Raw genomic sequence first — 25,735 nt, 5'->3', positions numbered from 1 at the left:
GGGCGGCGGGCGAGCCCACGGGGGTCGGCGGGTGGCGGCTGTCCGAACTGGAGGGCCGCATCGCCGGCCTGGCCATCGTGGCCGGCTCCCGCACGGCACCCCGGACCGCCCCGACGCAGGGCCCCGCCGCGGCAGCGGATCCCGGGGTGCCTGGGGTGCTCGTGCGGCGGCGGGCGCGGTGGCGGGCGTTCGGGGAGGCGCTGCAGCGGGCCTACCCCGTCAAGCCGGGCTGGCAAGGGTGGCTGCGCGATGACACGCTGGTGTGCCGGTGCGAGGAGGTGCCGCTGGCCCGCGTACGCGAGGCGCAGGACCTCGGCGCGACCGACGCGCGCTCCGTCAAGTTGCTGGCCAGGCCGGGCATGGGCTGGTGCCAGGGCCGCATCTGCGGATACGCCGTCTCTTGCCTGGCAGGGGAGCCGCCGCGGCCGCCCCGCCGCCCCATCGCCCAGCCGGTCACCCTCGGCGCGCTCAGCGAGAGCGGCGAGGTGACCGGCGGGGCTCCCGCGGACGATCCACCCCTTCGCCCCGGCCCCCCGGCCCCCTCGACTCGGAGGACGTCGTGACGGAACACCGCAGAGAGCCCTGGCAGCGCCAGACGCCGACCCCGGCAGGAGCTATGGTGCGGGCGACGACCGGGAAGGCACTGGCGGAAAGGCTGAGATGAGGACCAAACGCGTTTTCCACGCCGTCGACTCCCACACCGAGGGCATGCCCACGCGCGTGATCACCGGCGGCGTGGGCGTGATCCCCGGCGCGAGCATGGCCGAGCGGCGCGTCTACTTCCGCGACCACCTCGACCACGTCCGCACGCTGCTGATGACCGAGCCGCGCGGCCACTCGGCGATGAGCGGCGCCATCCTGCAGCCGCCCACCCGGCCGGACGCCGACTGGGGTGTGCTGTTCATCGAGGTGTCGGGGCTGCTGCCGATGTGCGGGCACGGCACCATCGGCGTGGCCACCGTGCTCGTCGAGACCGGCATGGTGGAGGTCACCGAGCCGGTCACCACCGTGCGCCTGGAGGTGCCCGCCGGGCTGGTGGCGGTGGACGTGGCCGTCGAGGACGGCATGGCCACGTCGGTGACGCTGCGCAACGTGCCCTCCTACTGCGACCGGCTGGACGCCGCCGTGACCGTGCCGGGGTTCGGGACGATCCCGTACGACCTGGCCTACGGCGGCAACTTCTACGCGATCGTCGGCCTCGGCTCCTACGGCCTGCCGTTCGACCGCAAGGTCAAGAACGAGATCATCGCGGCCGGTCTGGCCACCATGGAGGCCATCAACGCCGCCGACGAGCCCGTGCACCGCGAGGACGACCGCATCCGCGGCTGCCACCACGTCTATTTCGCCGCGCCCGGCTCCGACGCCCACCACTCGCGGCACGCCATGGCCATCCACCCTGGCTGGTTCGACCGCTCGCCGTGCGGCACCGGCACCAGCGCCCGGATGGCGCAGCTGCACGCCCGCGGCGAGCTGCCGCTCGGGCGGGACTTCGTGAACGAGTCGTTCATCGGCACCCGGTTCATCGGCCGGCTGCTGGAGGAGACCGCCGTGGGCGGCGGACCCGCGGTGGTGCCGTCGATCACGGGCCGCGCCTGGATCACCGGCACCGCTCAATACTTCCTCGACCCCCGCGACCCCTTCCCCGCGGGGTTCGAGCTGTGAGCCGGGCGCCCGGTCCACGCGGCGTGATCACCACGGTCGACTACCACACGGGCGGCGAGCCGTTCAGGATCGTGACCGGCGGCGTTCCCGAGATCCCCGGCTCCGGCGTGCTCGACCGCCGCTCCACGGCGATGGCGGACTTCGACCACGTGCGGCGGCTGCTGTGCCACGAGCCGCGGGGCCATGCCGACATGTACGGGTGTTTCCTGGTCCCGCCCGACGACCCCGGCGCGCGGTTCGGCGCGCTGTTCTGGCACAAGGACGGCTTCTCCACCGCCTGCGGCCACGGCACGATCGCGCTGGGCGTCCACGCGGTGCACGAGGGCCTGGCCGGCGCGGCTCCCGACGGCGAGACGGACGTGGTCATCGACGTGCCGTCGGGCCGCGTCACAGCGCGGGTGCGCTGCTCCGGGGGCCGGGTGCGCGCGGTGACGTTCGTCAGCGTGCCGTCGTTCGTGATCGCCCGCGGCGTGCCGGCCGGAGGGGTGAAGACCGACGTCTCCTACGGCGGCGCCATCTACGCCTCGGTGCCCGCCGCGGCGGTGGGGCTGTCGGTGGAGCCACGGCATCTGCCCGCGCTCATCGAGCACGCCCGGCGCGTCAAGGCCGACCTGGCCGGTCACCCCGCCTCCCGGCATCCCTCCGACGACCGGCTCTCCGGCGTCTACGGTGTGATCTTCTACGAGGAGCTGCCCGACGTGGACGGTGTGGCGCACCAGCGCAACGTGGCGGTGTTCGCCGAAGGGGAGGTGGACCGCTCGCCCTGCGGGTCGGGCACCGCCGCCCGGCTGGCGCTGCTGCACGACTCGGGGCTGCGCGGCCCGCTGATCCACACCAGCGTCGTCGGCAGCACCTTCCGCGCCCGGGTGGCCGACGTCGCCGAGGGCGCGGTCATCCCGGAGATCGAGGGCATGGCGTACCGGACCGGGCGGCACTCCTTCGAGCTCGATCCCGACGATCCGATGGGAACGGGGTTCACCCTGCGATGAGCACACTGCCGTATCTCGACGCCGCCACGCTGGAGCGGCTGGTGCCGCCCGGGCGGGCCGTACAGGTTCTCGAGGACGCCCTCAGGGCGGGGCTCGACCCGGAGGACACGCCGCAACGGTCGGTCGTGGACGTGCCCGCCGGGCAACTGCTGCTGATGCCCGCCGCGGCCGGGCGGTACGCGGGGGTCAAGGCCGCCACCGTCGCGCCGGCCAACCCCGGGCGGGGGCTGCCCCGGATCCAGGGGACGTACCTGCTGCTGGACGGCGAGACGCTGACCCCGCTCGCGGCCATGGACGGGATCGCGCTCACTTCGCTGCGCACGCCCGCCGTCTCGGCGCTGGCCGTCCGCCACCTGGCCGAGCCGTGGGCGCGGCGGCTGGTGGTGTACGGCAGCGGGCCGCAGGCGTGGGGGCACGTGGCGGCGTTGCGCGAGGTGGCGCCCGTCGCGGAGGTGACGGTCGTCGGGCGCGATCGAGGACGCGCGGAGGCGCTCGCCGGGCACTGCCGCACGCTCGGCCTGGACGCGCGGGCGCTGACCTCGGCCCAGGACGGCGAGAGCCATGAGGCGGTGGCCGGGGCCGACCTCGTGGCGTGCTGCACCACCGCCAGGGAACCCCTGTTCCCCGGTAAGCTCGCCCGCGACGGCGCCACCGTCGTCGCCGTAGGGTCGCACGAGCCCGCCGCCCGCGAGCTCGACGGCGATCTCGTCGCGCGTGCCACCGTGGTCGTCGAGGCCAGGGCGGCCGCCATGGAGGAGGCGGGTGACCTGATCGTCCCGATCCGCCAAGGTACGATCACCACTGGTCATCTCGCCGGCAACCTCGCGGACCTGATCGCCGGAAGAGTGCTCACAGGGCCGGGGCCGCGCGTGTTCGTAGGCACGGGCATGGCGTGGGAGGACCTCGTGGTGGCGGCTGCCGCTTACGAGGCCTGGACGTAGGAGGGGGTGGCGGGATGATCGCCCAGGACCGGCTCGACCTGCCGATGGTGGGAGAGCGGCAGAGCCTGCGGGAGCAGGTCGCTCATGCGCTGCGCGCCGCGCTGATCACCGGTGAGATGCGGCCGGGGGTGGTCTACTCCGCGCCGGTGCTGGCCGCCCAGTTCGGCGTCTCGGCCACGCCTGTCCGCGAGGCCATGCTCGACCTGGCCAAGGAGGGCCTGGTCGAGGCGGTGCGCAACAAGGGCTTCCGGGTGACCGAGCTGTCCGACCGCGATCTCGACGAGCTCACCGAGATCCGCCAGCTCATCGAGGTGCCCACGGTGGCCAGGCTGGCCGACAGCGCGCGGGCCGAGGAGTTCGAGCGGCTCAGGCCCATCGCCGAGGAGATCGTCTCGGCCAGCGAGCGGGGCGACCTGCTGGCGTACGTCGACGCCGATCTGCGCTTCCACGTCGAGCTGCTCGCCCTGTGCGGCAACGCCCACCTGGTCTCCGTGGTGCGCGACCTGCGCACCAGGGCCAGGCTCTACGGGCTGTCCCAGCTCTCCGAACGGGGCACGCTGGCCGACTCGGCCAGGGAGCACCTGGCGCTGCTCGACGCGCTCAAGAGCGGCGACGCCGCCGCCGTCAGCCAGATCATGGAAGAGCACATCGGTCACGTACGCGGCATCTGGGCCGAGCACTGAGCTGGGCAATGCCGGGTTGGCCCGTGATCCGAGAGGTAAGTTCCGACATTTGGGGATCGTACGCTCCTCGATCGAGGTAACCTCGATGCGGGCCGGCTGAGTGGCGCCTCGCGCGGGCGCCCGGCGGCCCTGTCGTCCTGGTCCATCGGACCACCGGACCACGCCACCCCCGCTGCCGGGCGGTGGCGTCAGCCTGGTCAAGCGGACTCCCGCACTCCGCTGACCTTCACCGGGCTCGGCACACCCGCCCACCGAGGCCGAGCCCCCCGCCGCGCGCCCGAGACCCCATCCCACGGGCGCGCGGCGGCCCATCGTGGGAGCCCATGACGGGGGTGCGGACACTATTTCCCGCGCCTGTTCCCGCGGCCGGCCATCCGCGTCGAGCCGAGGCTCGCGGCCACGATGCAGAGAATCGCCGCCCACTGCTGCACGTGCAGGAACTCGCTCAGCAGGAGCACCCCGATCAGCGCCGCCGCGGCCGGCTCCATGCTCATCAGGATGCCGAACACCCGCTTGGGCATACGCCGCAGCGCCTGCAGCTCCAGCGAGTAGGGGATCACCGACGACAGCAGCCCCACGCCGAGCCCGATCAGCAGCAGCTCGGGCTGGAGCAGCTCGGCTCCGCCGGTCGTGATTCCGACGGGCGCGACCACCACGGCCGACACGATCATCGCGAACGACAGCCCGCTCGTGCCGGGAAAACGCTGCCCGGCCGCCGCCGACAGCAGGATGTATCCGGCCCAGCAGGCCCCCGCCAGCATCGCGAAGGCGATCCCCGCCCAGCTCGCCGACGTCGACTGCCCCCACGGCGCGAGCAGCACCACACCCGCGCCGGCCAGGCCCACCCACACCAGGTCGAGCCTGCGCCGGGAGGCCGCCACCGCCACGCCCAGCGGCCCGAGGAACTCGACGGCCACGGCGATCCCCATCGGCAGCCGCGACAGGGCCTCGTAGAAGGACAGGTTCATCAGCGCGAGCGTCGCGCCGAAGCCGATGCCGAGCGCCCAGTCGCGCCCGGCCAGCCCCTTGAGCCGCGGCCTGACGAACGCGCCCAGGATAAGCGCCCCTGCCGCGATGCGCAGGAACACCACCGCGCTCGGCGGCAGCGCCGCGAACAGCTCCTTGGCGAATCCCGCGCCGAGCTGCACGCTGAAGATCCCCAGCAGGACGAGGCTGGAGGGCGGTATGGAGTCGGCGGCCGTGCGCAGCACGCTGCCCGGCCGCGACAGGCCGGGGCCGCGATCGAACGGGTCGTCGAGGGCGAAGGCGGACACGAGATTCCTCACCTGTGAGAAGGACAACCCCCAAGCCTACTGACGCCCTACGACGTTTCCCCACTTAGAGTGGTATTCGATCTTTTAGTTAGACAAACGAACGATGGACGTATGAGAGCCCCTGACCTTCCCGTGAGCATCGAGCGGCCACCGGCGGCCCTGTCCGTGTCGTCGTTCGTCAGCAGCTTCGACCGCTTCGCCGTCACCCCCATGCTCGTGCTGATCGCCAAGGACCTGGACGTGTCCCTGTCGGCGTCCGTCACCGCCGCCAGCGGCTACTACCTGGCCTACGGGTTGTCCCAGCCGCTGTGGGGGCTGCTGTCTGACCGGTTCGGCCGGGTACGGGTGATGCGCGGAGCGCTGCTCGGCGCGGCGCTGGCGGGGCTGGTCTCCTCTCTCATGCCCGTGCTCGGGGCGCTGGTGGCGGCCAGGATCGTCGCCGGAGCCTGCTTCGGCGCGGTGATCCCCACCAGCTTGACGTACGTGGGCGACACGGTCCGGGCGTCGGTCCGGCAGCGCGCGCTCACGGACCTGATGGCCTCCGCCTCCCTCGGCACCGCCCTGGCCACCGGCCTCGGCGGAGTGCTCGCCGGCCTGCTGAACTGGCGGGTGGCCTTCGTGGTGCCCGCCGTCTGCGCGCTGGTCTGCGCGTTCGCGCTCCGCTCCCTGCCCGAGCCGACCCGCGCCGGGCCCGCGGGCGCCGCGCGGGGCGTGGGCCGCTACCTGGGGGCGGTGCTCGGGCACGGGTGGGCGCTGCTGGTGTTCGGGCTGGCGTTCGTCGAAGGGGCGGTCCTGCTCGGCGTCATGCCCTTCCTGGCCACCGCGCTGGAGCACGCCGGGTTCGCCGCCGCCGTGGCCGGGCTCGCCATCACCGCGTACGGGCTGGGTCTGTGGGCGCTGTCCAAGCTCGTCAAGCGGCTGGTGGGACGCTGGCCCGCGCCCGTGCTGATGACGGTGGGCGGCGCGCAGTTGTGCGCCGGCTTCGCGATCGTGACCGTGCACGTGAGCCTGCCGACCGTGACCGTGACGGCGCTGCTGCTCGGCGGCGGCTGGTCGTTCCTGCACTCGTCGCTGCAGACGTGGGCCACCTCGGTGGTGCCGGAGGCGAGGGGGACGACGATCGCGTTCTTCGCCTCGGCGTTGTTCGTGGGCAGCGCGGCGGCGTCCTGGGCGGCCGGGCCGCTGGCCGACCACGGGAGGTACACCCTGCTGTTCGGCCTGGCGGCGGGCGCGGCGGTCCCGCTGACCGTGGTGGCCGCGCTCGCCAGGCGCCGTTACGGAGCCCTCGGCGCCGAAGCGCCCCAGCCGCAACCTGAATGAAGCCCGAGCGCCCGTCGCCTCCGGCCCTCAGCCGGCTCCAGGCCCCCCGTCACGGCCCCGGCGCGCGGTCACCGCTGCCCGGGGCTCTCCTTCACTCCCAGCGGAAGGTGCGCGAGACCAGCCCCAGCGACAACACCGCCCACGCCGCCAGCACGGCCAGCGGGACGAGCGGCAGCGCCGCCCCCTGCGCGAGCACCGATCGCAGCCCGCCGGTCAGCGCCGAGATCGGAAGGATCTCCAGCACCGGCCGCATCCCTTCGGGGAACTTCGACAGCGGGAAGACCACCCCGCCGGCGCCAAGCAGCACCAGGTAGACGAGGTTGGCGGCGGCCAGCGTCGCCTCGGCGCGCAGCGTGCCCGCCATGAGCAGCCCCAGGCCGCTGAACGCCGCCGTGCCTACCACGATGAGCAGCGCGGCGCTCAGGAACGACCCGTGTGGCCGCCACCCCAGCGCCAGCCCCACAGCCACGATGACGACGGCCTGGATGACCTCCACGGCCACGACGGCGGCCGTCTTGGCGAGCATGAGACCGGCCCGGGACAGCGGGGTCGCGCCCAGCCGCTTCAGCACGCCGTAGCGGCGCTCGAACCCCGTCGCGATGGCCTGGCCGGTGAACGCCGTGGACATGACGGCCAGGGCCAGCACGCCGGGCGTCAGGAAGCCGACCCGGCTGCCGCCGACGTCAACCAGCGGCATCATCGAGAACCCCGTCAGCAGCAACACCGGGAGGACCAGCGTGAGCGCCAGTTGCTCGCCGTTGCGGAGGGTCGCGCGGACCTCGGCGCACGCCTGCGCGAACACCATGCGCGGGAACGGCGCCGCGCCGGGCGCGGGGGTGAAGTCTAGCGTGGTCATCGCGCCTCCAGCGGGTGCGGGCCGAGCGGTCATCGCAGCTCCCTGCCGGTCAGCTCCAGGAACACGTCTTCGAGGGTGCGGCGCTCGATGCGCAGGTCGTCGGCCGTGACACCCTCGGAGGCGCACCAGGCCGTCACCGTGCCCAGCAGCTCGGGCCCGACCAGGCCCTCGATGATGTAGTGCCCGGCGGGTGACTCCTTGGCCGCGCTGCCCGCGGGCAGCGCGGTGAGCAGCTCTTCCAGCGCCAGCCCCGGCCGCGCCCTGAACCGCAGCTGGCGTTCAGCGCCCGTGAGCGAGGCGGGGCTGCCCTCGGCCACCACCCGCCCCCTGTCGATGATCGCCACGTGGTTGGCCAGCCGCTCGGCCTCGTCCATGTGGTGGGTGGTCAGCACCACGGACACGCCCGCGCCGCGCAGCTCGCCCACCAGCTCCCAGCAGGCGAGCCTGGCCTGCGGGTCGAGCCCGGCCGTCGGCTCGTCGAGGAAGACCAGCTCCGGCCGCCCGATGACGGCCGCGGCCAGCGACAGGCGCTGCTGCTGGCCGCCCGACAGCCGCCGATAGGGGGTGCGTACGTGCTCCGTCAGCCCCAGCCGGGCGAGCAGCGCATCCGCGTCGAGGGGCCGGGCGTAGAAGCGGGAGACCAGGCGCAGCCACTCGGCGCAGCGCATCGCCGGCGGCACGCCGCCCGCCTGCAGCATGACCCCCACCCTGGGCCGCAGCTCGGGCAGCGCGGGCGCCAGGCCGAGCACTCTGACCGTGCCCGCGTCGGCCTCGCGGAACCCCTCGCAGATCTCCACCGTGGACGTCTTGCCCGCGCCGTTGGGGCCGAGGACCGCGGTGACCGCCCCGCGTTCGGCGCGGAGCGTGAGGCCGTCGACGGCGGTGGTGCCGTTGTAACGTTTGACCAGGTCGACGATCTCGACGGCTGGGGAGTCCATGCCATGAGTTTAGGGACTGCGGTGGGCGGTCCCGGCCGCAGGTGAGCACGGCCGTATCGGCGTTCCTCATCCGGGTCATGGAATTCCCAAGAAATATCTGATGACCGGGAATCAGGAGAAGCCGGTCATGGTTGGATCCTTCGGCCCTCGTGGGCCACCGGTCTGCGAGGGAGAGGGGCATCCATGTCCGTGGCAGAGGCCACGTCCGCCGTCGTCGTTCATGAGCGAAGGGGCCGCCGCGGACTGCTGCTGGTGATCCTCGGCGCGCTGTCGGCGATCGGGCCGCTCTCCATCGACATGTACCTGCCCGCGCTGCCCGCCATCGCCTCCGAGATGCTCAGCGCCCCCGCGCAGGTCCAGCTCACCCTCACCGCCTGCCTCATCGGCGTCTCCGTCGGCCAGGTGATCGCCGGGCCGGTCAGCGACGTGCGCGGCAGGAGGGTGCCGCTGATGGTGGGCGTGGCGGGGTTCATGGTGGCCTCGCTGCTGTGCGCGTTCGCGCCGTCGGTGCCCATGCTCATCGCGTTCCGGCTGCTGCAGGGCATGCTGGGCGGCGCGGCGCTGGTCATCGTGCGGGCGGTCGTGCGCGACCTGTACGACGGCGCCGCCATCGCCCGCATCTTCGCCACGCTCATGCTGGTGAGCGGTCTGGCCCCCATCCTGGCGCCGATCGCGGGCGCCCAGCTGCTGGCGTTCACCTCGTGGCGGGGCGTGTTCGTGGTGCTCAGCCTCATCGGCCTGGTGCTGCTGCTGGCCATGCTGGCGGGCGTGCGCGAGACGCTGCCCGCGGCCGAGCGCGAGAGCGGCGGGCTCAAGCACACCGTGCGCACGTTCTGGCGGCTGCTGCGTGACCGCCCGTTCATGGGCTCCGCCCTGACGGCCGGGCTCGCCTTCGGTGCGATGTTCAGCTACATCTCCGGCTCGCCGTTCGTCCTCCAGGAGGTGTACGGCGCCACGCCCCAGCAGTACTCCCTCATCTTCGGGCTCAACGCGATCGCCCTCACCATCATGGCCCAGCTGGGCGGCCGGCTGTCGGGTCGGGTGCCGCCGGCCCGGCTGGTGCTCATCGGGCTGGCCACCGGCCTGACCGGAGCCGCGCTGTTGTTGTCGGCGGCGCTCGCCGGGCTCGGCCTGTGGTACATCGTCGGCGGGTTGTTCGTCATCATGCTCGGCCAGGGCCTGGTGCTGCCGGGCACCGGCGCGCTGGCGCTGGCCTCGCAGCCCTCTCAGGTGGCGGGCAGCGCCTCGGCGCTGCTCGGCGTGCTCCAGTTCGCGCTCGGCGCGGCCGCGGCCCCGCTGGTCGGGCTGGTCGGATCCGCCAGTGCCGTGCCCATGGCCGGTGTCATGCTGGTGCTCATCCTCGGCTCGGCCCTGACTTTCGCCGTCCTGGGCCGTCCGCAAGTTAGGTAAGCCTACCCTGCGTGAGAAATTGCATTCGCCCTGTTCCCGGATCCGTTTGTGAAGTGGGAAGGAATTACGGCACACTGATGTTGTGAAAAACATGCACCTGAGCGAGCACGGCAACGAGCGCGGCACCCGCGCCCGTGTCGCCAGGCTGATTCTGGAGCATGGTCCCGTCACGGCCGGGGCGCTCGGCGAACGGCTCGGGCTCACGCCCGCCGCCGTCCGCCGGCATCTCGACGCGCTGCTGGCCGACGGGATGATCGAGCCTCGCATGGCGCGCCCGCGCGGGCAGCGCGGTCGCGGGCGGCCCGCCAAGCTGTTCGCCATCACCGACGCGGGGCGCAGTGCTTTCGAGCACGCCTATGACGACCTGGCCGGGAGCGCGCTGCGTTTCCTGGCCGAGCGCATGGGACAGGAAGCGGTGACCGACTTCGCCCGCTCGCAGGTCTCGAGCCTGCTGAGGCGGCTGGAGCCGGCCATGCGGACGGTGCCGGCGGACCAGCGCGTGCAGGTGCTGGCGCAGGCGCTGTCGGCGGAGGGGTACGCCGCCTCGGCCAGCAAGGCCAAGTCGGGGGGCGACCAGCTCTGCCAGCATCACTGCCCGGTGGCACACGCGGCGGCGGAGTTCCCGCAGTTGTGTGAGGCCGAGACGGAGGCGTTCGCGCAGCTGCTCGGCGTCCCGGTGCAGCGCCTGGCCACGATCGCGCACGGCGACGGGGTCTGCACGACGCACGTGAGCCCGCAGACGCTGGGCGAATCCGCACATAGAGACAAGAGCAAGGAGACCGGAAGGTGACTGTCACCGACCGCCCGGAGCTGGAAGGCCTCGGGAATTACAAGTTCGGCTGGTCCGACTCGGATGCCGCCGGATCGGCGGCCAAGCGCGGCCTGTCCGAGGAGGTCGTCCGCAACATCTCCGCGCTCAAGAACGAGCCGGAGTGGATGCTCGACCTTCGCCTGAAGGGCCTCCGCCTGTTCGACAAGAAGCCGCTGCCGACCTGGGGCTCCGACCTCACGGACATCGACTTCGACAACATCAAATACTTCGTACGCTCGACCGAGAAGCAGGCCACCTCCTGGGACGAGCTCCCCGCCGACATCAAGAACACCTACGACAAGCTCGGCATCCCCGAGGCGGAGAAGCAGCGCCTCATCGCCGGCGTCGCCGCCCAGTACGAGTCCGAGGTCGTCTACCACAAGATCCGTGAGGACCTCGAGGAGAAGGGCGTCGTCTTCGTCGACACCGACACGGGCCTGAAGGAGCACGAAGAGCTCTTCAAGGAATACTTCGGCTCGGTCATCCCGGTGGGCGACAACAAGTTCGCCGCGCTCAACACCGCCGTGTGGTCGGGCGGCTCGTTCATCTACGTGCCGCCGAACGTCGAGGTCGAGATCCCGCTGCAGGCCTACTTCCGGATCAACACCGAGAACATGGGCCAGTTCGAGCGGACCCTGATCATCGTCGACGAGAACAGCTACGTCCACTACGTGGAGGGCTGCACCGCGCCGATCTACTCCTCCGACTCGCTGCACAGCGCGGTCGTCGAGATCATCGTGAAGAAGAACGCCCGCTGCCGTTACACGACCATTCAAAACTGGTCCAACAACGTCTACAACCTGGTCACCAAGCGCGCCGTGGCGTACGAAGGCGCGACCATGGAGTGGATCGACGGCAACATCGGCTCCAAGGTCACGATGAAATACCCGGCCGTCTACCTCATGGGCGAGCACGCCAAGGGCGAGACGCTGAGCGTCGCGTTCGCCGGCGAGGGCCAGCACCAGGACGCCGGCTCCAAGATGGTGCACCTGGCGCCCCACACGAGCTCCAGCGTCATCTCCAAGTCGGTGGCGCGCGGCGGCGGCCGCACCTCCTACCGCGGTCTCGTGCAGATCGAGGAGGGCGCCCACGGCAGCGCCAGCACCGTCAAGTGCGACGCGCTGCTCGTCGACCAGATCAGCCGTTCCGACACCTACCCCTACGTCGACGTCCGCGAGGACGACGTCTCGATGGGGCACGAGGCCACGGTGTCCAAGGTCAGCGAGGACCAGCTGTTCTACCTCATGAGCCGCGGGCTCGACGAGGACGAGGCGATGGCCATGATCGTGCGCGGCTTCGTGGAGCCGATCGCGCGCGAGCTGCCCATGGAATACGCCCTCGAGCTCAACCGGCTGATCGAGCTGCAGATGGAAGGAGCCGTCGGCTGATGGGCCTGAACGAGAAGCCCTTGTCGACCCTGCACGAGAAGGCGTCCTACGACCTGGCCGACTTCGCCGTCCCGACCGGGCGCGAGGAGGCGTGGCGGTTCACGCCGCTCTCGCGCCTGAAGGGGCTGCACAACGGCAAGGCCGAGATCACCGGCCAGGCGCTCACCCAGGTGTCCACACCGGCCGGCGTCACCGCCGAGTGGGTGGGGCGCGGCGACCCCCGCATCGGCCAGGCCTACGTGCCGGCCGACCGGGTCAGCGCGCAGGCGTATTCCGCCTTCGAGAAGGCGCTGGTCGTGACCGTGCTTAAGGAGGCCACGCCGGACGAGCCGATCCGCGTCGAGGTGCGCGGCGGCGGCCCCGACGGCGCCACCTACGGCCACATCGTGGTCAAGGTCGAGCCGCTCGCCGAGGCCGTGGTGATCATCGAGCACCAGGGGCACGCGGTCTACGCCGACAACGTCGAGTTCGTCGTCGGCGACGGCGCCACGCTCAAGGTCGTCAGCCTGCAGGACTGGGAGGACGACGCGATCCACGTCTCCCACCACCACGCCCAGCTCGCCAAGGACGCGACCTTCCGCAGCTTCGTGGTGACGCTCGGCGGCGACCTCGTACGCCTGTCGCCCAGCGTGTCCTACACCGCCCCCGGCGGCGACGCCGACCTGTCGGGCGTCTACTTCGTCGACGCCGGCCAGCACCTGGAGCACCGCCTGCTCGTCGACCACTCGCAGCCCAACTGCAAGAGCAACGTCGACTACCGCGGCGCCCTGCAGGGCGAGGAGGCGCACGCCGTCTGGATCGGCGATGTGATCATCAGGGTGGAGGCCGAGGGCACCGACACCTACGAGCTCAACCGCAACCTCATCCTCACCGACGGCGCCCGCGCCGACTCGGTGCCCAACCTGGAGATCCTCACCGGCGAGGTCGCCGGAGCGGGGCACGCCTCCGCGTCCGGCCGCCTCGACGACGAGCACATCTTCTACCTCCAGGCCCGCGGCATCCCCTACGACGAGGCCCGCCGCCTGGTCATCAGGGGCTTCCTCGGCCAGCTCATCGAGAAGATCCAGGTCGAGGAGATCCGCGAGCGCGTGCTCAGTGCGGTGGAGGCGGAGCTGGCCCGATGACCGCATTCGAGAAGGTGTGCGCGCTCGACGACATCCCCGACGGCGGGGTGCTCGGCGTCGAGGTGGGGGAGACCCCCGTCGCGCTCGTGCGCAGGGGCGGCGAGGTCTTCGCCCTGCACGACGTCTGCTCCCACGCCGAGGTGAAGCTCAGCGAGGGCGAGGTCTACGACGGCACGCTGGAGTGCTGGCTGCACGGCTCGTGCTTCGACGTCCGTTCGGGCAAGCCCACAGGGCCGCCCGCGACCCGGCCCGTGAACGTATACACAGTCAAGATCGACGGCGATGACGTCCTCGTCTCGCTCTCGAAGGAGTCATAAAAGACATGTCCACCCTAGAGATCCGTGACCTGAAGGTCGCCGTCGAGGACAAGGAAATCCTGCGCGGCGTCAACCTGACCGTGAAGTCCGGTCAGACCCACGCCATCATGGGCCCCAACGGCTCGGGCAAGTCGACGCTCGCCTACGCGATCGCCGGTCACCCGAAATACACCATCACCGGCGGCGAGGTGCTGCTCGATGGCGTCGACCTGCTGGAGCTGTCGGTCGACGAGCGGGCCCGCGCCGGCCTGTTCCTGGCCATGCAGTATCCCGTCGAGGTCCCCGGCGTGTCGGTCTCCAACTTCCTGCGCTCGGCGGTCACCGCCGTCCAGGGTGAGGCGCCCAAGCTGCGCCAGTTCGCCAAGGACCTGAAGAACGGCATGGACGCGCTGGCCATCGACACCGCCTTCGCCCAGCGCAACCTCAACGAGGGTTTCTCCGGCGGCGAGAAGAAGCGCCACGAGATCCTCCAGCTCGAGCTGCTCAAGCCGAAGATCGCGGTGCTCGACGAGACCGACTCCGGTCTCGACGTCGACGCGCTGCGCGTGGTGTCGGAGGGCATCAACCGCTTCCGCGCCACCGGCGAGACCGGCGTGCTGCTGATCACCCACTACACGCGCATCCTGCGGTACGTGAAGCCCGACTTCGTGCACGTCTTCGCGGGCGGCAGGATCGTCGAGGAGGGCGGCCCGGAGCTGGCCGACAAGCTCGAGTCGGAGGGCTACGAGCAGTACACGAAGGCGTCTGTATGAATCTCACCAGCTTGGACGTGGAGAAGATCAGGAAGGACTTCCCGGTCTTCTCCCGCGAGCTGCCCGACGGGCGACCGCTCGTCTACCTCGACTCGGGCAACTCCTCGCAGAAGCCCAGCCAGGTCATCGAGACCATGCGCGACCACCTGGCGCTCCACTACAGCAACGTCGGCCGGGCGATGCACGTGCTGGGCGCGGAGTCGACCGACGCCTATGAAAGCGCCCGGGACAAAATCGCGGGCTTCATCGGGGCGCCCTCGCGCGACGAGGTGGTCTTCACGAAGAACGCCTCAGAGGCGATCAACCTGGTCGCCTACTCCTTCGGCAATCCCGCCTCCACCGATCCCCGCTTCACGCTCGGCCCCGGTGACGAGATCGTCATCTCCGAGATGGAACACCACTCCAACATCGTGCCGTGGCAGCTGCTCGTGCAGCGCACCGGCGCGACGCTGAAGTGGTTCGGGGTCACCGGCGACGGGCGGCTCGACTACGATCCCGGCCTCATCACCGAGCGGACGAAGATCGTCTCGATCGCCCACCAGTCCAACGTGCTCGGCACCGTCAACCCGGTCGCCGAGGTGGCCGCGCGGGCCCACGAGGTGGGCGCGCTCGTCCTGCTCGACGCCTCCCAGTCCGTGCCGCACCACCCGGTGGACGTGGCCGTGCTCGGTGCCGACCTCGTGGCCTTCACCGGTCACAAGATGGTCGGCCCCTCGGGCATCGGCGTGCTGTGGGGCAGGGCCGAGGTGCTCGACGCGATGCCGCCCTTCCTGGGCGGCGGCGAGATGATCGAGGCGGTCTGGATGGACCGCTCGACGTACGCACCCATTCCGCACAAGTTCGAGGCGGGCACGCCGCCGATCGTCGAGGCCATCGGGCTCGGCGCGGCCGTCGACTATCTCACCGGCGTCGGCATGGAGGCCGTAGAGGCCCACGAGCGCACGCTGACGGCCTACGCGCTCGACGCCCTGCGCGAGGTGCCAGGCCTGCGTCTCATCGGTCCTGACACGCTCGAGGAGCGCGGCGGCACGCTGTCGTTCACGCTGGAGGGCATCCACCCGCACGACGTGGGGCAGATTCTCGACGACCAGTTCGGCGTCGCCGTGCGCGTGGGGCACCACTGCGCGCGCCCCCTGCATCTGCGCTTCGGAATACCGGCGACCACGCGGGCGTCGTTCTATCTGTACAACACCACGGGCGAGATCGACGCCCTGGTGCGGGGCCTCCATCACGTTCAGAAGGTGTTCGCATAGCCATGATCGGCGAGTCGATGTACCAGGAGCTGATCCTGGAACACTACAAGCACCCGCAGGGGCGGGGGCTGCGCGAGCCGTACGACGCCGAGGTTCACCACGTGAACCCGACGTGCGGCGACGAGATCACGCTCAGGGTCAAGGTGGGCGACGCCGGCAAGATCCTCGATGTCTCCTACGACGGCCAGGGTTGTTCGATCAGCCAGGCGGCCGCGTCCGTGCTGCACGAGCTGGCCACCGGCTCGACGGTCGAGGAGACGCTCTCCGTGGTCGACGAGTTCACGCGGCTCATGCAGGGCAGGGGCAAGGTGGAGGCCGACGAGGAGGTGCTCGGCGACGCGGTCGCGTTCGCGGGCGTCGCCAAGTTCCCGGCGCGTGTGAAATGTGCGTTGCTTTCCTGGATGGCCTACAAAGACGCTGTAGTGAGGAGCGCTGCCACGTGAGTGAGCGAAGCGAAGGCTTGATGCGACACGGCGGTTCACTCACGACGGCGGAGGAGATGTCATGAGCAAGCCAGTGGAGACCCCGACCGGCTTCGACGGTGACGCGAGCGTCGACGAGGTCATGGAGGCGCTCAAGGACGTCGTCGACCCCGAGCTCGGCATCAACGTGGTCGATCTGGGCCTCGTCTACGGGCTCAATCTCGACCCGTCCGACGGCGGGCAGCCGGTGGCGACCATCGACATGACGCTGACCAGCGCGGCCTGCCCTTTGACCGACGTCATCGAGGATCAGGCCCACTCCGCGCTGGACGGCATGGTCTCCGATGTCAAGATCAACTGGGTCTGGTTGCCGCCATGGGGGCCTGACAAGATCACCGACGAGGGCCGAGAGCAACTGCGTATGCTAGGCTTTAACGTCTGATCTTTGCTGCTGTAACGGCTGGCGTAAAGCGTCGGCCGTTTCAGTGCGTGTGCCAGAGCGGGTTTTGGAAGGTCCGGACCCATCCGGGGAATATCCGATAACATCCCGGCGTTGGCACCAGACGCACCTGACGTCTCATTGCGCGTCTAGCGCCGCCTGCGGCCGGTGCCCCGGTGTGTCCCCCTCATTCTCGACCCGCCCCGACGGCGGGTGCCCTTGAACGTGTACGGCCAGCGCCGTACGTCCCGGCTCGTCCTTTCGCAGAAGTGACGCGCCACTTCGACGGAAAGGCACGACTTTCGTGACCATGCTTGACGCTGTCATGCCCGAGCTCGGCGAGACCACTCCCGAGCCTGGCCCCTCCGAGTTCGAGCTGCTCGGCCTGCCGAAGCCGCTCGTCAACGGGCTGGCCAAGCTGGGTTTCGACAGCCCCTTCCCCATTCAGAGCGCGACGATCCCCGACGTGCTCGCCGGCCACGACGTGCTCGGCCGGGGCCAGACCGGCTCCGGCAAGACGCTCGCCTTCGGCCTGCCCACCATGGCCCGCATCGCGGGTGTGCGGCCCGCCCCCGGCCGGCCCAAGGCCATGATCCTCGTGCCGACCCGCGAGCTCGCGCTCCAGGTGCACGACGCCCTCGAACCTCTCGGCCGCGGCCTCGGGCTGCGCATGAAGGTCATCGTCGGCGGCATGTCCATGGGCAAGCAGATCGAGGCGCTGCGGCGCGGCGTCGACGTCGTCATCGCCACCCCCGGCCGCCTGGGCGACCTCATCAGACAGGGTGAGTGCTCCCTGTCCGAGGTCGAGGTCAGCGTCCTCGACGAGGCCGACCACATGTGCGACCTCGGCTTCTTCCCCGTCGTCACCGAGCTGCTCGCGCAGACGCCGGCCGACGGGCAGCGGCTGCTGTTCTCCGCCACGCTCGACGGCGACGTCGACAAGCTCGTCCGGCGCTTCCTGAAGGACCCGATCACCCACTCCGTGGCCCCCGCGACCTCTCCGGTCGACACCATGGAGCACCACGTGATGCAGGTCACGCGCGACGACAAGTTCGACGTCACGGCCGCGATCGCCAACCGCGAGGGCCGTACGATCATCTTCGTCCGCACCCAGCACGGCGTCGACCGGCTCTGCAAGCAGCTGGCCAGGGTCGGTGTCAAGGCGGGCGGCCTGCACGGCGGCAAGCGCCAGAACCAGCGCACCCGCATCCTCGCCGAGTTCCGCGAGGGCTCCATCGGCGTGCTCGTCTGCACCGACGTCGCGGCGCGGGGCATCCACGTCGACAACATCAGCCTCGTGCTGCACGTCGACCCCCCGCAGGACCACAAGAGCTACCTGCACCGGGGCGGCCGTACGGCCCGCGCCGGCGAGAAGGGCACCGTGGTCACGCTGGTGCTGCCCAACGAGCGGCGCTCGACCGACGCGCTCACCCGGCGCGCCGGCATCCACCCGTTCCGGCTGAAGGTCACGCCGGGCCACCCCAGGCTCGCCGAGGTCACCGGGGCCCGCATCCCGAGCGGTGAGGCCGTCCCCGTCTGGGAGCCCGACGTGCGCAAGCCGCTGCGGCCCCGCCGCGACGGCGGCACCAACGGCTCCGAGCGCCGCGGCCGCCGCCCGCGCCGCGACTTCGACGGTGACCGGCGTCCGCGCCGCCACGACGAGGGCGGCGACCGGCCGTTTGCGTCGGGTGACGACCGCCGCCCGCGCAGGGAGTTCGACGGTGACCGGCGTCCGCGCCGGCACGCCGAGGGCGAGCGTCCCTTCAGCCGCGGCCAGGAGCCTCGTGACGGCAGGCCGCGCGGCGGCTACCGCTCCGACGACCGCCCCTACCGCCAGGACGACCGCGGCCAGCGGGGCGGGTTCCGCTCCGACGACCGCGCTGCCACGGGGCCGCGCTACGCCTCCGACCGCGGCCGCCCGTTCCCGGCCGACCGCGAGCGCGGCTACCGCACCGACGAGCGCGGGCCGCGCGACGGCTACCGCTCGGGCGGCGGGCGCCCGGACGAGCGCGGGTCGCGTGACGGCTACCGCTCGGGGGAGCGCGGCAAGGGCGGCGGCTACCGTCGCAACTCCGGTCGCTACGAGCGCTGACGCCGCTCCGTCCGAACCTCAGGCGCTGCCCGCCGCACCGGACCAGGTGCGGCGGGCGGCGCCGTTTCAGCCCTTCAGGCCGCTGAGCGCGATGCCGCGGGTGAAGTACCGCTGGAAGACCAGGAAGAAGACGATCGTCGGAATCGACGCGAGCAGCCCGCCCGCCATGATGGCGCCCTGGTGGTCGGGCCCGCCGAAGTAGGAGTTGAGCCTGGCCAGCGCGACCGGCAGGTTGGCCATCTCGTCGCTCTGCACGATGATGAGCGGCCAGAGGAAGTTGTTCCACTCCGCGAGGACGATGAAGATCGACATCGCGGCGAGCGCCGGCCGCAGCAACGGCAGCACGATCCTCCACCAGATCCGCCACTCCCCGGCGCCGTCCACCCGGGCGGCCTGGATCAGCTCGTTGGGCAACGACTGCAGAAACTGCACCAGGAAGAAGAGCACGAACGCCTTGGCCAGCGCGGGGACGATGTACGCGGCGTAGCTGTCCAGCCACCCCAGGTTCCGCATGATCACGTAGTTGGGGATCAGCGTGGTCTGCCAGGGCACCATCATCGACGCGATGATCATCAGGAAGATGACCCTGCGGCCCCTGATGTCGTGCTTGGCGATCACATACGCGGCCAGCGAGCAGATCAGCAGCGACCCTGCCGTGATGGTCGTGGTGATGAGCAGGCTGTTGAACAGGAAGCGCCAGAACCCGAAGTCCACCTGGAAACGCTGGAAGATGCCCTGCAGGTGGCCGGGGTTGACCCCTTGAGCGGTCCACTCGGGGTCGTAGAAGTTGGCGAACGTCGGCGACTGCGGCACGAACGACGGCGGCGTCCTGGCCAGCTCGGACGGCGGCTTGAACACCGTGATGAGCAGCCAGTAGAACGGCGCGACCATCGTCAGCGCCAGCAGGTAGAACGGCAGGCGCAGCAGGTGCCCGTTGATCCGTGAGCGCCTGCCCGCGCCGGTCTCCGCCCTGCGCGGCGGCCGCCGGACCGGGGCGGCGGTGTCCATCGGGGCGACGGCCATCACAGCTCCTTCATGGCGCGGCCCACGCGCAGGTTGACGAGGCTCAGCACGAAGATGACCAGGAAGAGCACCCAGGCGATCGCCGAGGCGTAGCCCAGCCTGAAGTGGGTGAATCCCTGGTCGTAGAGGTAGGGGACGATCATCAGGCCCGAGTCGAGCACGCCGCCGATGTTGTTGGCGCCCGTCTGGAAGACGATGTAGACGGCCTCGAACACCTGGAAGGCGCCGATCAGGCCGGTCACCACCACATAGGTGGTGACCGGGCGGAGCAGCGGCAACGTGATGTGCCGGAACTGCCGCCAGGTGGACGCGCCGTCGATCCTGGCGGCCTCGTAGTACTCGTGGGGGATCGCGCCGAGCCCGGCGACGTACAACACCATGCCGTAGCCCATGCCGCCCCATACCGACATCAGCACCAGAATCGGGATCGCCAGGCCCGGGGTGGCCAGCCAGGCCACGGCCTGGCCGCCGAACCAGCTCACGATCGTGTTGCCCAGGCCCACGTCGCTGGGGAAGAACACCCACTTCCACATGAGCATGAGCGCGATGGAGGAGGTCACCGAGGGCAGGAAGAACACCGTACGCATGATCCGGTGCGGCCAGCCGGTGCCGTTGAACGCGAGCGCCAGGCCCAGCGAGAGCAGGGTGCCGAGCACGACCGACGCCACCACGTACAGGCCCGTGTTGCTCAGCGCGTGGTGGAACCTGGTGTCCTCCGCCAACTGCCGGAAGTTGTCCAGGCCGGTGAACGCCGCGGGGTTGATCCCGTCGAACGTGGTGAAACTCAGGTAGAGCGAGTTGGCCAGCGGCCAGATCAGGAATCCCGCGAACAGCGCGAGGAACGGCAGGAGCATCGCGTACGAGGTGCCGTGGCGGCGTAGCCTGCGGCTCAGGGGGACGGGGGAGGCCATGTCGAACTCCTGGATCTCCTGGGATCGAGGGCAGGCCGGGACCGGCCGGCCCCGGCGGGCGGCTACCGGGCGTTGCGCTCCATGACCTCGGCGGCCTCCGCCAGCGCGGTCTTGACGTCCGCCTTGCCCAGGATCGCCGACTGGAGCTGCTTGGCCACGTCGGACGCGCTCTCGTCCCAGCCAGGGCAGCCGGGCGCGGCCTTGCCCGTCCTGATCGCCGTTTCGAAGACCTGAGCCTGCTCGGGTGTGAACACCGAGCCGTCCACGATCTTGTCGGGTCGCGGCGGGATGTAGGAGATGTTCCGCTTCTTGGCCTCGTCCGAGATCGCGGCGATGGCCTCGTCGCTGTACAGGAACGTGACGAAGCCCGCGGCGGTCTTGACGTGCTTGCTGAAGGAGGTCACGCCGATCGCCCTGCCGCCGATGAACGTGGTCGGCCCCGCGGGGCCCGCGGGCAGCGTGGCCATCGCCCACTTGCCCTTCAGCTTCGGCTTGTTGAGGTCGATGCCCTTGGCGATCCAGTTGCCCGCCACCACCATCGCCGTGCCGGTGTCCAGGGCGTCGGAGCCCTCCACGGTGGCGGTGGGCGCGCCGTGCTCGCGGTAGAGGTCCGCCCAGTATTTCAGCGCCTGCTCGGCCTGCGGGGTATCGAGCGAGGGCTTGCAGTCGGGGGTGTAGAACGAGCCGCCCGCCTGGTAGAGGTAGTTGAAGTAGCCGATCCAGTCCAGGTTGCCCCAGTCCTGGCTGTAGGGCTTGCGCACCCCGGCCGCCTTGAGCCTGACGATCGCCTTGGGCAGTTCCTCCCACGTCCTCGGCGGCTCGACGCCGGCCTTCTCCAGCAGGTCGGTGCGGTAGTAGAGGGTCATGGTCGACATGTCCAGCGGCACGCCGAACACCGAGCCGTCGGGGGAGACGGCCGACTCCCACTGGGCGGGCAGCGCCTGCGCCTTGAGTGCGTCGGCGCCGTGCTTGCGCAGATCCACCATGGCGCCCCTGGCGCCGAACTGGATGGTCCAGGTCATGCCGCCGGAGATGATGTCGGGACCGCTGCGGCTGGTGGCCGCCGCCAGCAGCTTGGCGTAGGCGTCGCTCCAGGCCAGGGTCTGCACCTTGATCGTCACGTTCGGATGCTTCTGATGGTAGAGGTCGGCCGCCTTCTGGAAGGTCGCGGTCTCGTCGTCCCCGCCCGTGGACCAGAAGGACAGGGTGGCGGGGGCGTTCTGGGCGGCCTGCTCGGTCTGGGTCTGGCCGCTCGTGGCGCAAGCCGCGCTCAGGGCCGCCAGCAGGATCGTGCTGCACGCTGCCATCGTTCGTCGCATGGGCAATCCGATCTATCGGTCGGAGGGGCTCCGGACCTCCCGCTGGGGCGTGCGGATGTGCGTGGGGCGTTCCGCGACCGGTGCCCGCCTACTGCTGTGGGGATCTCATCACTTAAACGGATAAGTGACAAGAGGCATGCCTGATGGCTCATAGGGCGATGGGATACGGTGCTGTTCCTTGACAACGGTGTCTGAAACGTTCATCACCCGATCCTTTCTCGGTTCATCGCGATCGCGGGCTCTCCTGTTCACTGCCGGGCCAGGGCTTCGGGGGCCGATCATTGCGGTTGAGATAGAGTGCGGTGAATCGTCCGATGTGTCCACGCTGCGTCGGTGCAGCCGTTCCGCGTGGCGGACACCGGGCAGCGCCAGTGCCTGGCGCAGACTAGGCTTGACAGGCACGTCAGCCAATCGACGAGAGAGACCATGAAGACCTTCGAAGAGCTGTTCGCCGAGCTGTCAGAGAAAGCCACGACCCGGCCCGCGGGCTCGGGCACCGTGGCCGCGCTCGACGCCGGCGTCCATGCCATCGGCAAGAAGGTCGTCGAGGAGGCCGCCGAGAGCTGGATGGCCGCCGAGCACGAGTCGGACGACAGAGCCGCCGAGGAGATCTCACAACTGCTCTACCACGTGCAGGTGCTCATGATCGCCAAGGGCATCGGGCTCGACCAGGTCTACAAGCATCTCTAGGGCGCGACGCGCCCGTCACCGGCAAGCCCTGGAGAAGCGACAGAGACACCAAAGGACCTGACATGCTGCGTCTGGCAGTACCCAACAAGGGCGCCCTCAGCGAGGCCGCCCAGAGCATGCTCAAAGAGGCCGGCTACCGGCCGCGCAGAGACAGCAAGGAGCTCGTCGTGGTCGACGAGGCCAGCGGCTGCGAGCTGTTCTTCCTGCGCCCCCGTGACATCGCCGTCTACGTCGGCGAGGGTACCCTCGACGCCGGCATCACCGGCCGCGACATGCTGATCGACTCGGGCGCCCCGGTCGAGGAGATCATGCCGCTCGGTTTCGGCGGCTCCACCTTCCGGCTGGCCGCCATGGCGGGAACGATGGCGTCGGTCAAAGACCTCGACGGCCGGCGCATCGCCACCTCCTATACGGGGCTGCTCGACAAATACCTCTCCGACCAGGGCGTCGACGCACGCGTGATCAAGCTCGACGGCGCCGTCGAGACCGCGATCCGCCTGGGCGTGGCCGACGCCGTCGCCGACGTCGTGGAGACCGGCACCACGCTGCGCAACGTCGGCCTGGAGGTGTTCGGCGAGCCGATCATGCGCTCGGAGGGCGTGCTGATCAAGCAGCAGAGCACACCGGAGACGCAGGGCCTCGACCAGCTCGTACGCCGCCTCCAAGGCGTCGTGCACGCCCGCGACTTCGTCATGATGGACTACGACATCCGCGCCGAGCGCATCGAGGAGGCCATCGCCCTCACCCCCGGCATGGAGGGGCCCACGGTCTCCCCGCTGCACCGCGAGGGCTGGGTGGCCGTGCGCGCGATGGTCCGGCGCAAGGGTCACCAGCAGGTGATGGACCAGCTCTGGGACATCGGCGCGCGGGCCATCCTGGTCACCGACATCTACGCCTGCCGCCTCTGACATTCCCCCGGCACGGGGCACGTGCCGGGGGAAGTCCTGACGCGCCCACCCCGCTTCCCCGCGAAGGGCTGGCCAGGTCCCGTATGCGCCCGCCCGGCTTCCCGCGAATCCGCGGCCGGGTTCCGTCCGAAGGGGGCACCCTGGTCGTCGCGGACCATCCGTGCCCGGCGAAGGCGGTCGGCGGCGAAGGCCCGCGCCAGCGACTGAGATCGGGACGTCCGGATGGGCCGGGGCGCCGCCGACGAAGGCCGCGTGCGAGACCCAGTTGGGGGAGGTCGTCAGCTTCTGATCGTCGTGACCTGCCTGATCAGGTCGGAGACGCGGACGATGCCCAGGCAGCGGTTGAGCTCGTCGGTCACCACCAGGTCGTCGTAGACGCGGGCCGCGTCCCTGCCCGCCGCCTGCATGGCCGCGACCGCCGGGGTCGTCCGCGGGACCGTGCGCGGCCGGTCGGCCAGCCGCCGCGCCGGCTTCGCGCCGTGCAGGGCGTGCCCGTAGCGGGCGGCGAACGACAGCAGGAATCGGCTGCGATCCAGGCTGCCCTTGGGCCGCTGGAAATCGTCCACCAGGATCACGCTGGTGATCGTCGGCTCGTGCCCGAACGCCGCCACCGCCTCCTCCGCCCTCGCCGCCTCCGGGAGCGTCACGGCCGGGATCAGCAGTTCCTGCACGCGCGGGCCGAGCATCACCGTGGCGGGCGACTCGTCGGTGACGGGCAGCGGCACTCGCACCTCGCCGTCGGGGCCGGGGGCGAGCAGGGGGCCCTGCGCGAGGCGTACGCCGAGGCCGCGGACCACCGCCACCTGCGGCTCGCGCTCGACGCCCGGGGCCAGGACGTGCGCGCCGATGCCGCGGGACAGCGACACCACCGCGCGCGCCACCGCGGTCGCCCGGTGGTCGGCGGGGATGCGCGCCACCAGTTCGGGGCCCAGGGCCAGCAGGTACGGCGACGTCTCCGTGAGCAGGTCGAGCGCCGCGCCGCCGGAGCCGATGTCCGCGAAGCCGAGCAGGTAGCCGATCGTGCGCAGGCCGTCCAGCCCGGCCCTGAGCAGCGGCCGGTCCTGCTCGTGGGCCGCTCCGGTGAGCAGCAGGATCGCCTCGCGCGGGTGTCTGCCCGCCCTTCTGAGCGCCTCGTGCAGGGGAGCCAGCGCGCCCGCGCCTGACAACACCACCCGGATGGGCAGTTCGAGCACCATGGGCAGCGGGGCCGCCCGGAGGACGCCGGCGGAGTCGACGACGGCCGGGTGCGCGATGACCGCCCCGGTGTCGAGATCCACCATGGGGCTGGTGAGCAGGGAGGACACGTACAGATGGTGCTGGAGCCACATCCGCCGCAGAAGCCCCGCGAACCAAAGTTAACCGACATTTCCGCTTGGGTTCTCACCCGCCCTGACAACGATGGTGTCGGCCGGCATTTCGGGGCGGGTGTCCGGCTGTGGTGGTGTCGGCTGGGTTTCCGGCTGTGGGTGCGTGTCCGGCCGTGGTGGTGTCGGCTAGCCTTCCGACCATGAGCGCGCGTCCGGCCGGCGGCGGCGGCCGGTGGGTGATTGTGCCGCCGGAGCGCCTGCACCCGTGGATCGACGGGTTCGCCGGCCGCCACGGACCCTTCTCCGCCTCGGGGGACGACCGGGTGGTCCGGTTAATCGCCGACGACGGCGCGCTGGCCGAGCTGCACGTGCCCTTCCCGCCCATGACGCCCCCGGGGCCGCCGCACGTCACCCGGCTGGTCGCCCACGCCTCGGCGGAGCGGCGGGTGGGAGTGTTCCTGGTGCGGCTCGGCGGGTACGCCGCCGGTGTCTTCCACGGCTCCGCCCTGGTCGCGTCGAAAGTGGGGTCACGGCTGGTGCAGGGGCGCACGGCGGCCGGGGGATGGTCCCAGCAGCGCTACGCCCGGCGGCGGCGTAAGCAGGCGGCCGAGGCGTTCGACGACGCGGTGGCGACGGCGGTGCGGGTGCTCTCGCCACACCTGGCGGAGCTGGACGCGGTGGTGCTCGGCGGGGACCGGCGGGCGGTCGACGCGCTGCGGCACGACCGGCGGCTCGCGCCCCTGCTGGCCCTGGAGACCGAGCCGTTCCTGGTGGTGCCCGATCCGAAACTGGCGGTGCTGAAGGACACTTCGGCCACGTTCCGCGCGGCCCGCGTCCGCGTGGTCGACCCGCCCTGATCCTCCACGCTCGCACCGTGCGGGTCCGTCGTTCGGCGCGGTCGGCAAC

26 protein-coding genes are annotated in these 25,735 nt (G+C 70.9%); 19 read left to right on the top strand and 7 right to left on the bottom strand.

The window, feature by feature from the left end; all coding sequences use genetic code 11:
* The 5 genes from E1294_RS39395 to E1294_RS39375 form a co-directional block, all read left to right on the top strand.
* Positions 1-563, top strand: a 563-nt coding sequence (locus E1294_RS39395) for a bacterioferritin-associated ferredoxin (RefSeq protein ID WP_181958625.1), incomplete at its 5' end; no start/stop codon positions are given.
* A 97-nt stretch (positions 564-660) separates the two neighbouring features.
* On the top strand, positions 661-1,662 hold the full coding sequence (locus E1294_RS39390) for a proline racemase family protein (protein WP_132516064.1): 1,002 nt from the start codon (positions 661-663) through the stop codon (positions 1,660-1,662).
* Positions 1,659-2,651, top strand: coding sequence for a proline racemase family protein (locus tag E1294_RS39385; RefSeq protein WP_246083619.1), 993 nt, complete (start codon positions 1,659-1,661; stop codon positions 2,649-2,651). Before E1294_RS39390 ends, E1294_RS39385 begins: the two co-directional genes overlap by 4 nt.
* Positions 2,648-3,592 (top strand): ornithine cyclodeaminase family protein, encoded by a 945-nt coding sequence (locus tag E1294_RS39380; protein ID WP_132516063.1) that lies wholly within the window; start codon positions 2,648-2,650, stop codon positions 3,590-3,592. The genes E1294_RS39385 and E1294_RS39380 overlap by 4 nt, the downstream gene beginning before the upstream one ends.
* Before the next feature lie 14 nt (positions 3,593-3,606).
* Positions 3,607-4,275: a GntR family transcriptional regulator gene (locus E1294_RS39375; RefSeq protein ID WP_132516062.1), complete on the top strand. Its 669-nt coding sequence runs from the start codon at positions 3,607-3,609 to the stop codon at positions 4,273-4,275.
* Positions 4,276-4,616: 341 nt separating this feature from the next.
* Here E1294_RS39375 and E1294_RS39370 read toward each other — a convergent pair whose 3' ends face one another.
* A complete protein-coding gene (locus E1294_RS39370) occupies positions 4,617-5,549 on the bottom strand; it encodes an EamA family transporter (protein WP_132516061.1) in 933 nt (310 codons plus the stop codon).
* 111 nt (positions 5,550-5,660) lie between these two features.
* Between E1294_RS39370 and E1294_RS39365 the strand changes: the two genes are divergently transcribed.
* Positions 5,661-6,869 (top strand): MFS transporter, encoded by a 1,209-nt coding sequence (locus tag E1294_RS39365; RefSeq protein ID WP_132516060.1) that lies wholly within the window; start codon positions 5,661-5,663, stop codon positions 6,867-6,869.
* Positions 6,870-6,960: 91 nt separating this feature from the next.
* Here E1294_RS39365 and E1294_RS39360 read toward each other — a convergent pair whose 3' ends face one another.
* Together E1294_RS39360 and E1294_RS39355 are read right to left on the bottom strand one after the other, a co-directional pair.
* On the bottom strand, positions 6,961-7,725 hold the full coding sequence (locus E1294_RS39360) for an ABC transporter permease (protein WP_132516059.1): 765 nt from the start codon (positions 7,723-7,725) through the stop codon (positions 6,961-6,963).
* Between the two features lie 29 nt (positions 7,726-7,754).
* The gene (locus E1294_RS39355; RefSeq protein ID WP_132516058.1) at positions 7,755-8,663 is read right to left on the bottom strand and encodes an ABC transporter ATP-binding protein; all 909 of its coding nucleotides are present in this window, start codon (positions 8,661-8,663) and stop codon (positions 7,755-7,757) included.
* Positions 8,664-8,846: 183 nt separating this feature from the next.
* On the opposite strand from E1294_RS39355, the gene E1294_RS39350 reads away from it, so the two are divergent.
* The 10 genes from E1294_RS39350 (at position 8,847) to E1294_RS39305 (ending at position 18,671) form a co-directional block, all read left to right on the top strand.
* Positions 8,847-10,073 carry a multidrug effflux MFS transporter gene (locus E1294_RS39350; RefSeq protein ID WP_132516057.1) on the top strand — a complete coding sequence of 409 codons (1,227 nt, stop codon included), beginning with the start codon at positions 8,847-8,849 and terminating at the stop codon, positions 10,071-10,073.
* A gap of 91 nt (positions 10,074-10,164) precedes the next feature.
* On the top strand, positions 10,165-10,863 hold the full coding sequence (locus tag E1294_RS39345; RefSeq protein WP_132516065.1) for a helix-turn-helix transcriptional regulator: 699 nt from the start codon (positions 10,165-10,167) through the stop codon (positions 10,861-10,863).
* Complete coding sequence (sufB, locus tag E1294_RS39340; protein WP_132516056.1) at positions 10,860-12,272, top strand: Fe-S cluster assembly protein SufB; 1,413 nt, start codon at positions 10,860-10,862, stop codon at positions 12,270-12,272. Before E1294_RS39345 ends, sufB begins: the two co-directional genes overlap by 4 nt.
* A complete protein-coding gene (sufD, locus tag E1294_RS39335; RefSeq protein WP_132516055.1) occupies positions 12,272-13,396 on the top strand; it encodes a Fe-S cluster assembly protein SufD in 1,125 nt (374 codons plus the stop codon). Before sufB ends, sufD begins: the two co-directional genes overlap by 1 nt.
* A complete protein-coding gene (locus E1294_RS39330) occupies positions 13,393-13,713 on the top strand; it encodes a non-heme iron oxygenase ferredoxin subunit (protein ID WP_132516054.1) in 321 nt (106 codons plus the stop codon). Before sufD ends, E1294_RS39330 begins: the two co-directional genes overlap by 4 nt.
* Positions 13,714-13,718: 5 nt before the next feature.
* Positions 13,719-14,465: a Fe-S cluster assembly ATPase SufC gene (gene sufC / locus E1294_RS39325; protein WP_132516053.1), complete on the top strand. Its 747-nt coding sequence runs from the start codon at positions 13,719-13,721 to the stop codon at positions 14,463-14,465.
* On the top strand, positions 14,462-15,718 hold the full coding sequence (locus E1294_RS39320) for a cysteine desulfurase (RefSeq protein WP_132516052.1): 1,257 nt from the start codon (positions 14,462-14,464) through the stop codon (positions 15,716-15,718). Before sufC ends, E1294_RS39320 begins: the two co-directional genes overlap by 4 nt.
* A 2-nt stretch (positions 15,719-15,720) precedes the next feature.
* A complete protein-coding gene (sufU, locus tag E1294_RS39315; RefSeq protein ID WP_132333233.1) occupies positions 15,721-16,161 on the top strand; it encodes a Fe-S cluster assembly sulfur transfer protein SufU in 441 nt (146 codons plus the stop codon).
* 61 nt (positions 16,162-16,222) lie between these two features.
* Positions 16,223-16,582, top strand: coding sequence for a metal-sulfur cluster assembly factor (locus tag E1294_RS39310; RefSeq protein ID WP_132516051.1), 360 nt, complete (start codon positions 16,223-16,225; stop codon positions 16,580-16,582).
* Between the two features lie 307 nt (positions 16,583-16,889).
* On the top strand, positions 16,890-18,671 hold the full coding sequence (locus E1294_RS39305) for a DEAD/DEAH box helicase (protein ID WP_132516050.1): 1,782 nt from the start codon (positions 16,890-16,892) through the stop codon (positions 18,669-18,671).
* Between the two features lie 66 nt (positions 18,672-18,737).
* On the opposite strand, the gene E1294_RS39300 is transcribed toward E1294_RS39305, so the two are convergent.
* The 3 genes from E1294_RS39300 to E1294_RS39290 all read right to left on the bottom strand — a co-directional run bounded on the left by E1294_RS39300 (position 18,738) and on the right by E1294_RS39290 (position 21,912).
* Positions 18,738-19,694 carry a carbohydrate ABC transporter permease gene (locus E1294_RS39300; RefSeq protein ID WP_132516049.1) on the bottom strand — a complete coding sequence of 319 codons (957 nt, stop codon included), beginning with the start codon at positions 19,692-19,694 and terminating at the stop codon, positions 18,738-18,740.
* The gene (locus E1294_RS39295; protein ID WP_132516048.1) at positions 19,694-20,605 is read right to left on the bottom strand and encodes a carbohydrate ABC transporter permease; all 912 of its coding nucleotides are present in this window, start codon (positions 20,603-20,605) and stop codon (positions 19,694-19,696) included. The genes E1294_RS39300 and E1294_RS39295 overlap by 1 nt, the downstream gene beginning before the upstream one ends.
* 62 nt (positions 20,606-20,667) lie before the next feature.
* On the bottom strand, positions 20,668-21,912 hold the full coding sequence (locus E1294_RS39290) for an extracellular solute-binding protein (protein ID WP_220448186.1): 1,245 nt from the start codon (positions 21,910-21,912) through the stop codon (positions 20,668-20,670).
* A gap of 438 nt (positions 21,913-22,350) precedes the next feature.
* Here E1294_RS39290 and E1294_RS39285 point away from each other — a divergent pair, with 438 nt between their 5' ends.
* On the top strand, positions 22,351-22,614 hold the full coding sequence (locus E1294_RS39285) for a phosphoribosyl-ATP diphosphatase (protein ID WP_132516046.1): 264 nt from the start codon (positions 22,351-22,353) through the stop codon (positions 22,612-22,614).
* Positions 22,615-22,676: 62 nt separating this feature from the next.
* Positions 22,677-23,522 carry an ATP phosphoribosyltransferase gene (gene hisG, locus E1294_RS39280; RefSeq protein ID WP_132516045.1) on the top strand — a complete coding sequence of 282 codons (846 nt, stop codon included), beginning with the start codon at positions 22,677-22,679 and terminating at the stop codon, positions 23,520-23,522.
* Between the two features lie 278 nt (positions 23,523-23,800).
* Here hisG and E1294_RS39275 read toward each other — a convergent pair whose 3' ends face one another.
* The gene (locus tag E1294_RS39275; RefSeq protein ID WP_246083618.1) at positions 23,801-24,826 is read right to left on the bottom strand and encodes an EAL domain-containing protein; all 1,026 of its coding nucleotides are present in this window, start codon (positions 24,824-24,826) and stop codon (positions 23,801-23,803) included.
* Between the two features lie 203 nt (positions 24,827-25,029).
* Here E1294_RS39275 and E1294_RS39270 point away from each other — a divergent pair, with 203 nt between their 5' ends.
* Positions 25,030-25,686 carry an acVLRF1 family peptidyl-tRNA hydrolase gene (locus E1294_RS39270; RefSeq protein ID WP_132516043.1) on the top strand — a complete coding sequence of 219 codons (657 nt, stop codon included), beginning with the start codon at positions 25,030-25,032 and terminating at the stop codon, positions 25,684-25,686.
* Positions 25,687-25,735: the final 49 nt, after the last annotated feature.

The organism is Nonomuraea diastatica (genome assembly GCF_004349015.1).
Lineage (GTDB): Bacteria > Actinomycetota > Actinomycetes > Streptosporangiales > Streptosporangiaceae > Nonomuraea > Nonomuraea diastatica.
Note: the sequence above shows the minus strand (reverse complement) of the source record. Positions and strands in the feature narration are given on the sequence as shown.

Bases quoted from the DNA above. Each gene is read 5' to 3' on its own strand.
- E1294_RS39390 (WP_132516064.1), top strand. From the start codon at position 661: ATGAGGACCAAACGCGTTTTCCACGCCGTCGACTCCCACACCGAGGGC.
- E1294_RS39380 (WP_132516063.1), top strand. From the start codon at position 2,648: ATGAGCACACTGCCGTATCTCGACGCCGCCACGCTGGAGCGGCTGGTG.
- E1294_RS39375 (WP_132516062.1), top strand. From the start codon at position 3,607: ATGATCGCCCAGGACCGGCTCGACCTGCCGATGGTGGGAGAGCGGCAG.
- E1294_RS39365 (WP_132516060.1), top strand. From the start codon at position 5,661: ATGAGAGCCCCTGACCTTCCCGTGAGCATCGAGCGGCCACCGGCGGCC.
- E1294_RS39360 (WP_132516059.1), bottom strand. From the start codon at position 7,725: ATGACCACGCTAGACTTCACCCCCGCGCCCGGCGCGGCGCCGTTCCCG.
- E1294_RS39355 (WP_132516058.1), bottom strand. From the start codon at position 8,663: ATGGACTCCCCAGCCGTCGAGATCGTCGACCTGGTCAAACGTTACAAC.
- E1294_RS39350 (WP_132516057.1), top strand. From the start codon at position 8,847: ATGTCCGTGGCAGAGGCCACGTCCGCCGTCGTCGTTCATGAGCGAAGG.
- E1294_RS39345 (WP_132516065.1), top strand. From the start codon at position 10,165: ATGCACCTGAGCGAGCACGGCAACGAGCGCGGCACCCGCGCCCGTGTC.
- sufD (WP_132516055.1), top strand. From the start codon at position 12,272: ATGGGCCTGAACGAGAAGCCCTTGTCGACCCTGCACGAGAAGGCGTCC.
- E1294_RS39330 (WP_132516054.1), top strand. From the start codon at position 13,393: ATGACCGCATTCGAGAAGGTGTGCGCGCTCGACGACATCCCCGACGGC.
- sufC (WP_132516053.1), top strand. From the start codon at position 13,719: ATGTCCACCCTAGAGATCCGTGACCTGAAGGTCGCCGTCGAGGACAAG.
- E1294_RS39320 (WP_132516052.1), top strand. From the start codon at position 14,462: ATGAATCTCACCAGCTTGGACGTGGAGAAGATCAGGAAGGACTTCCCG.
- sufU (WP_132333233.1), top strand. From the start codon at position 15,721: ATGATCGGCGAGTCGATGTACCAGGAGCTGATCCTGGAACACTACAAG.
- E1294_RS39310 (WP_132516051.1), top strand. From the start codon at position 16,223: ATGAGCAAGCCAGTGGAGACCCCGACCGGCTTCGACGGTGACGCGAGC.
- E1294_RS39305 (WP_132516050.1), top strand. From the start codon at position 16,890: ATGCTTGACGCTGTCATGCCCGAGCTCGGCGAGACCACTCCCGAGCCT.
- E1294_RS39300 (WP_132516049.1), bottom strand. From the start codon at position 19,694: ATGGCCGTCGCCCCGATGGACACCGCCGCCCCGGTCCGGCGGCCGCCG.
- E1294_RS39295 (WP_132516048.1), bottom strand. From the start codon at position 20,605: ATGGCCTCCCCCGTCCCCCTGAGCCGCAGGCTACGCCGCCACGGCACC.
- E1294_RS39290 (WP_220448186.1), bottom strand. From the start codon at position 21,912: ATGGCAGCGTGCAGCACGATCCTGCTGGCGGCCCTGAGCGCGGCTTGC.
- E1294_RS39285 (WP_132516046.1), top strand. From the start codon at position 22,351: ATGAAGACCTTCGAAGAGCTGTTCGCCGAGCTGTCAGAGAAAGCCACG.
- hisG (WP_132516045.1), top strand. From the start codon at position 22,677: ATGCTGCGTCTGGCAGTACCCAACAAGGGCGCCCTCAGCGAGGCCGCC.
- E1294_RS39270 (WP_132516043.1), top strand. From the start codon at position 25,030: ATGAGCGCGCGTCCGGCCGGCGGCGGCGGCCGGTGGGTGATTGTGCCG.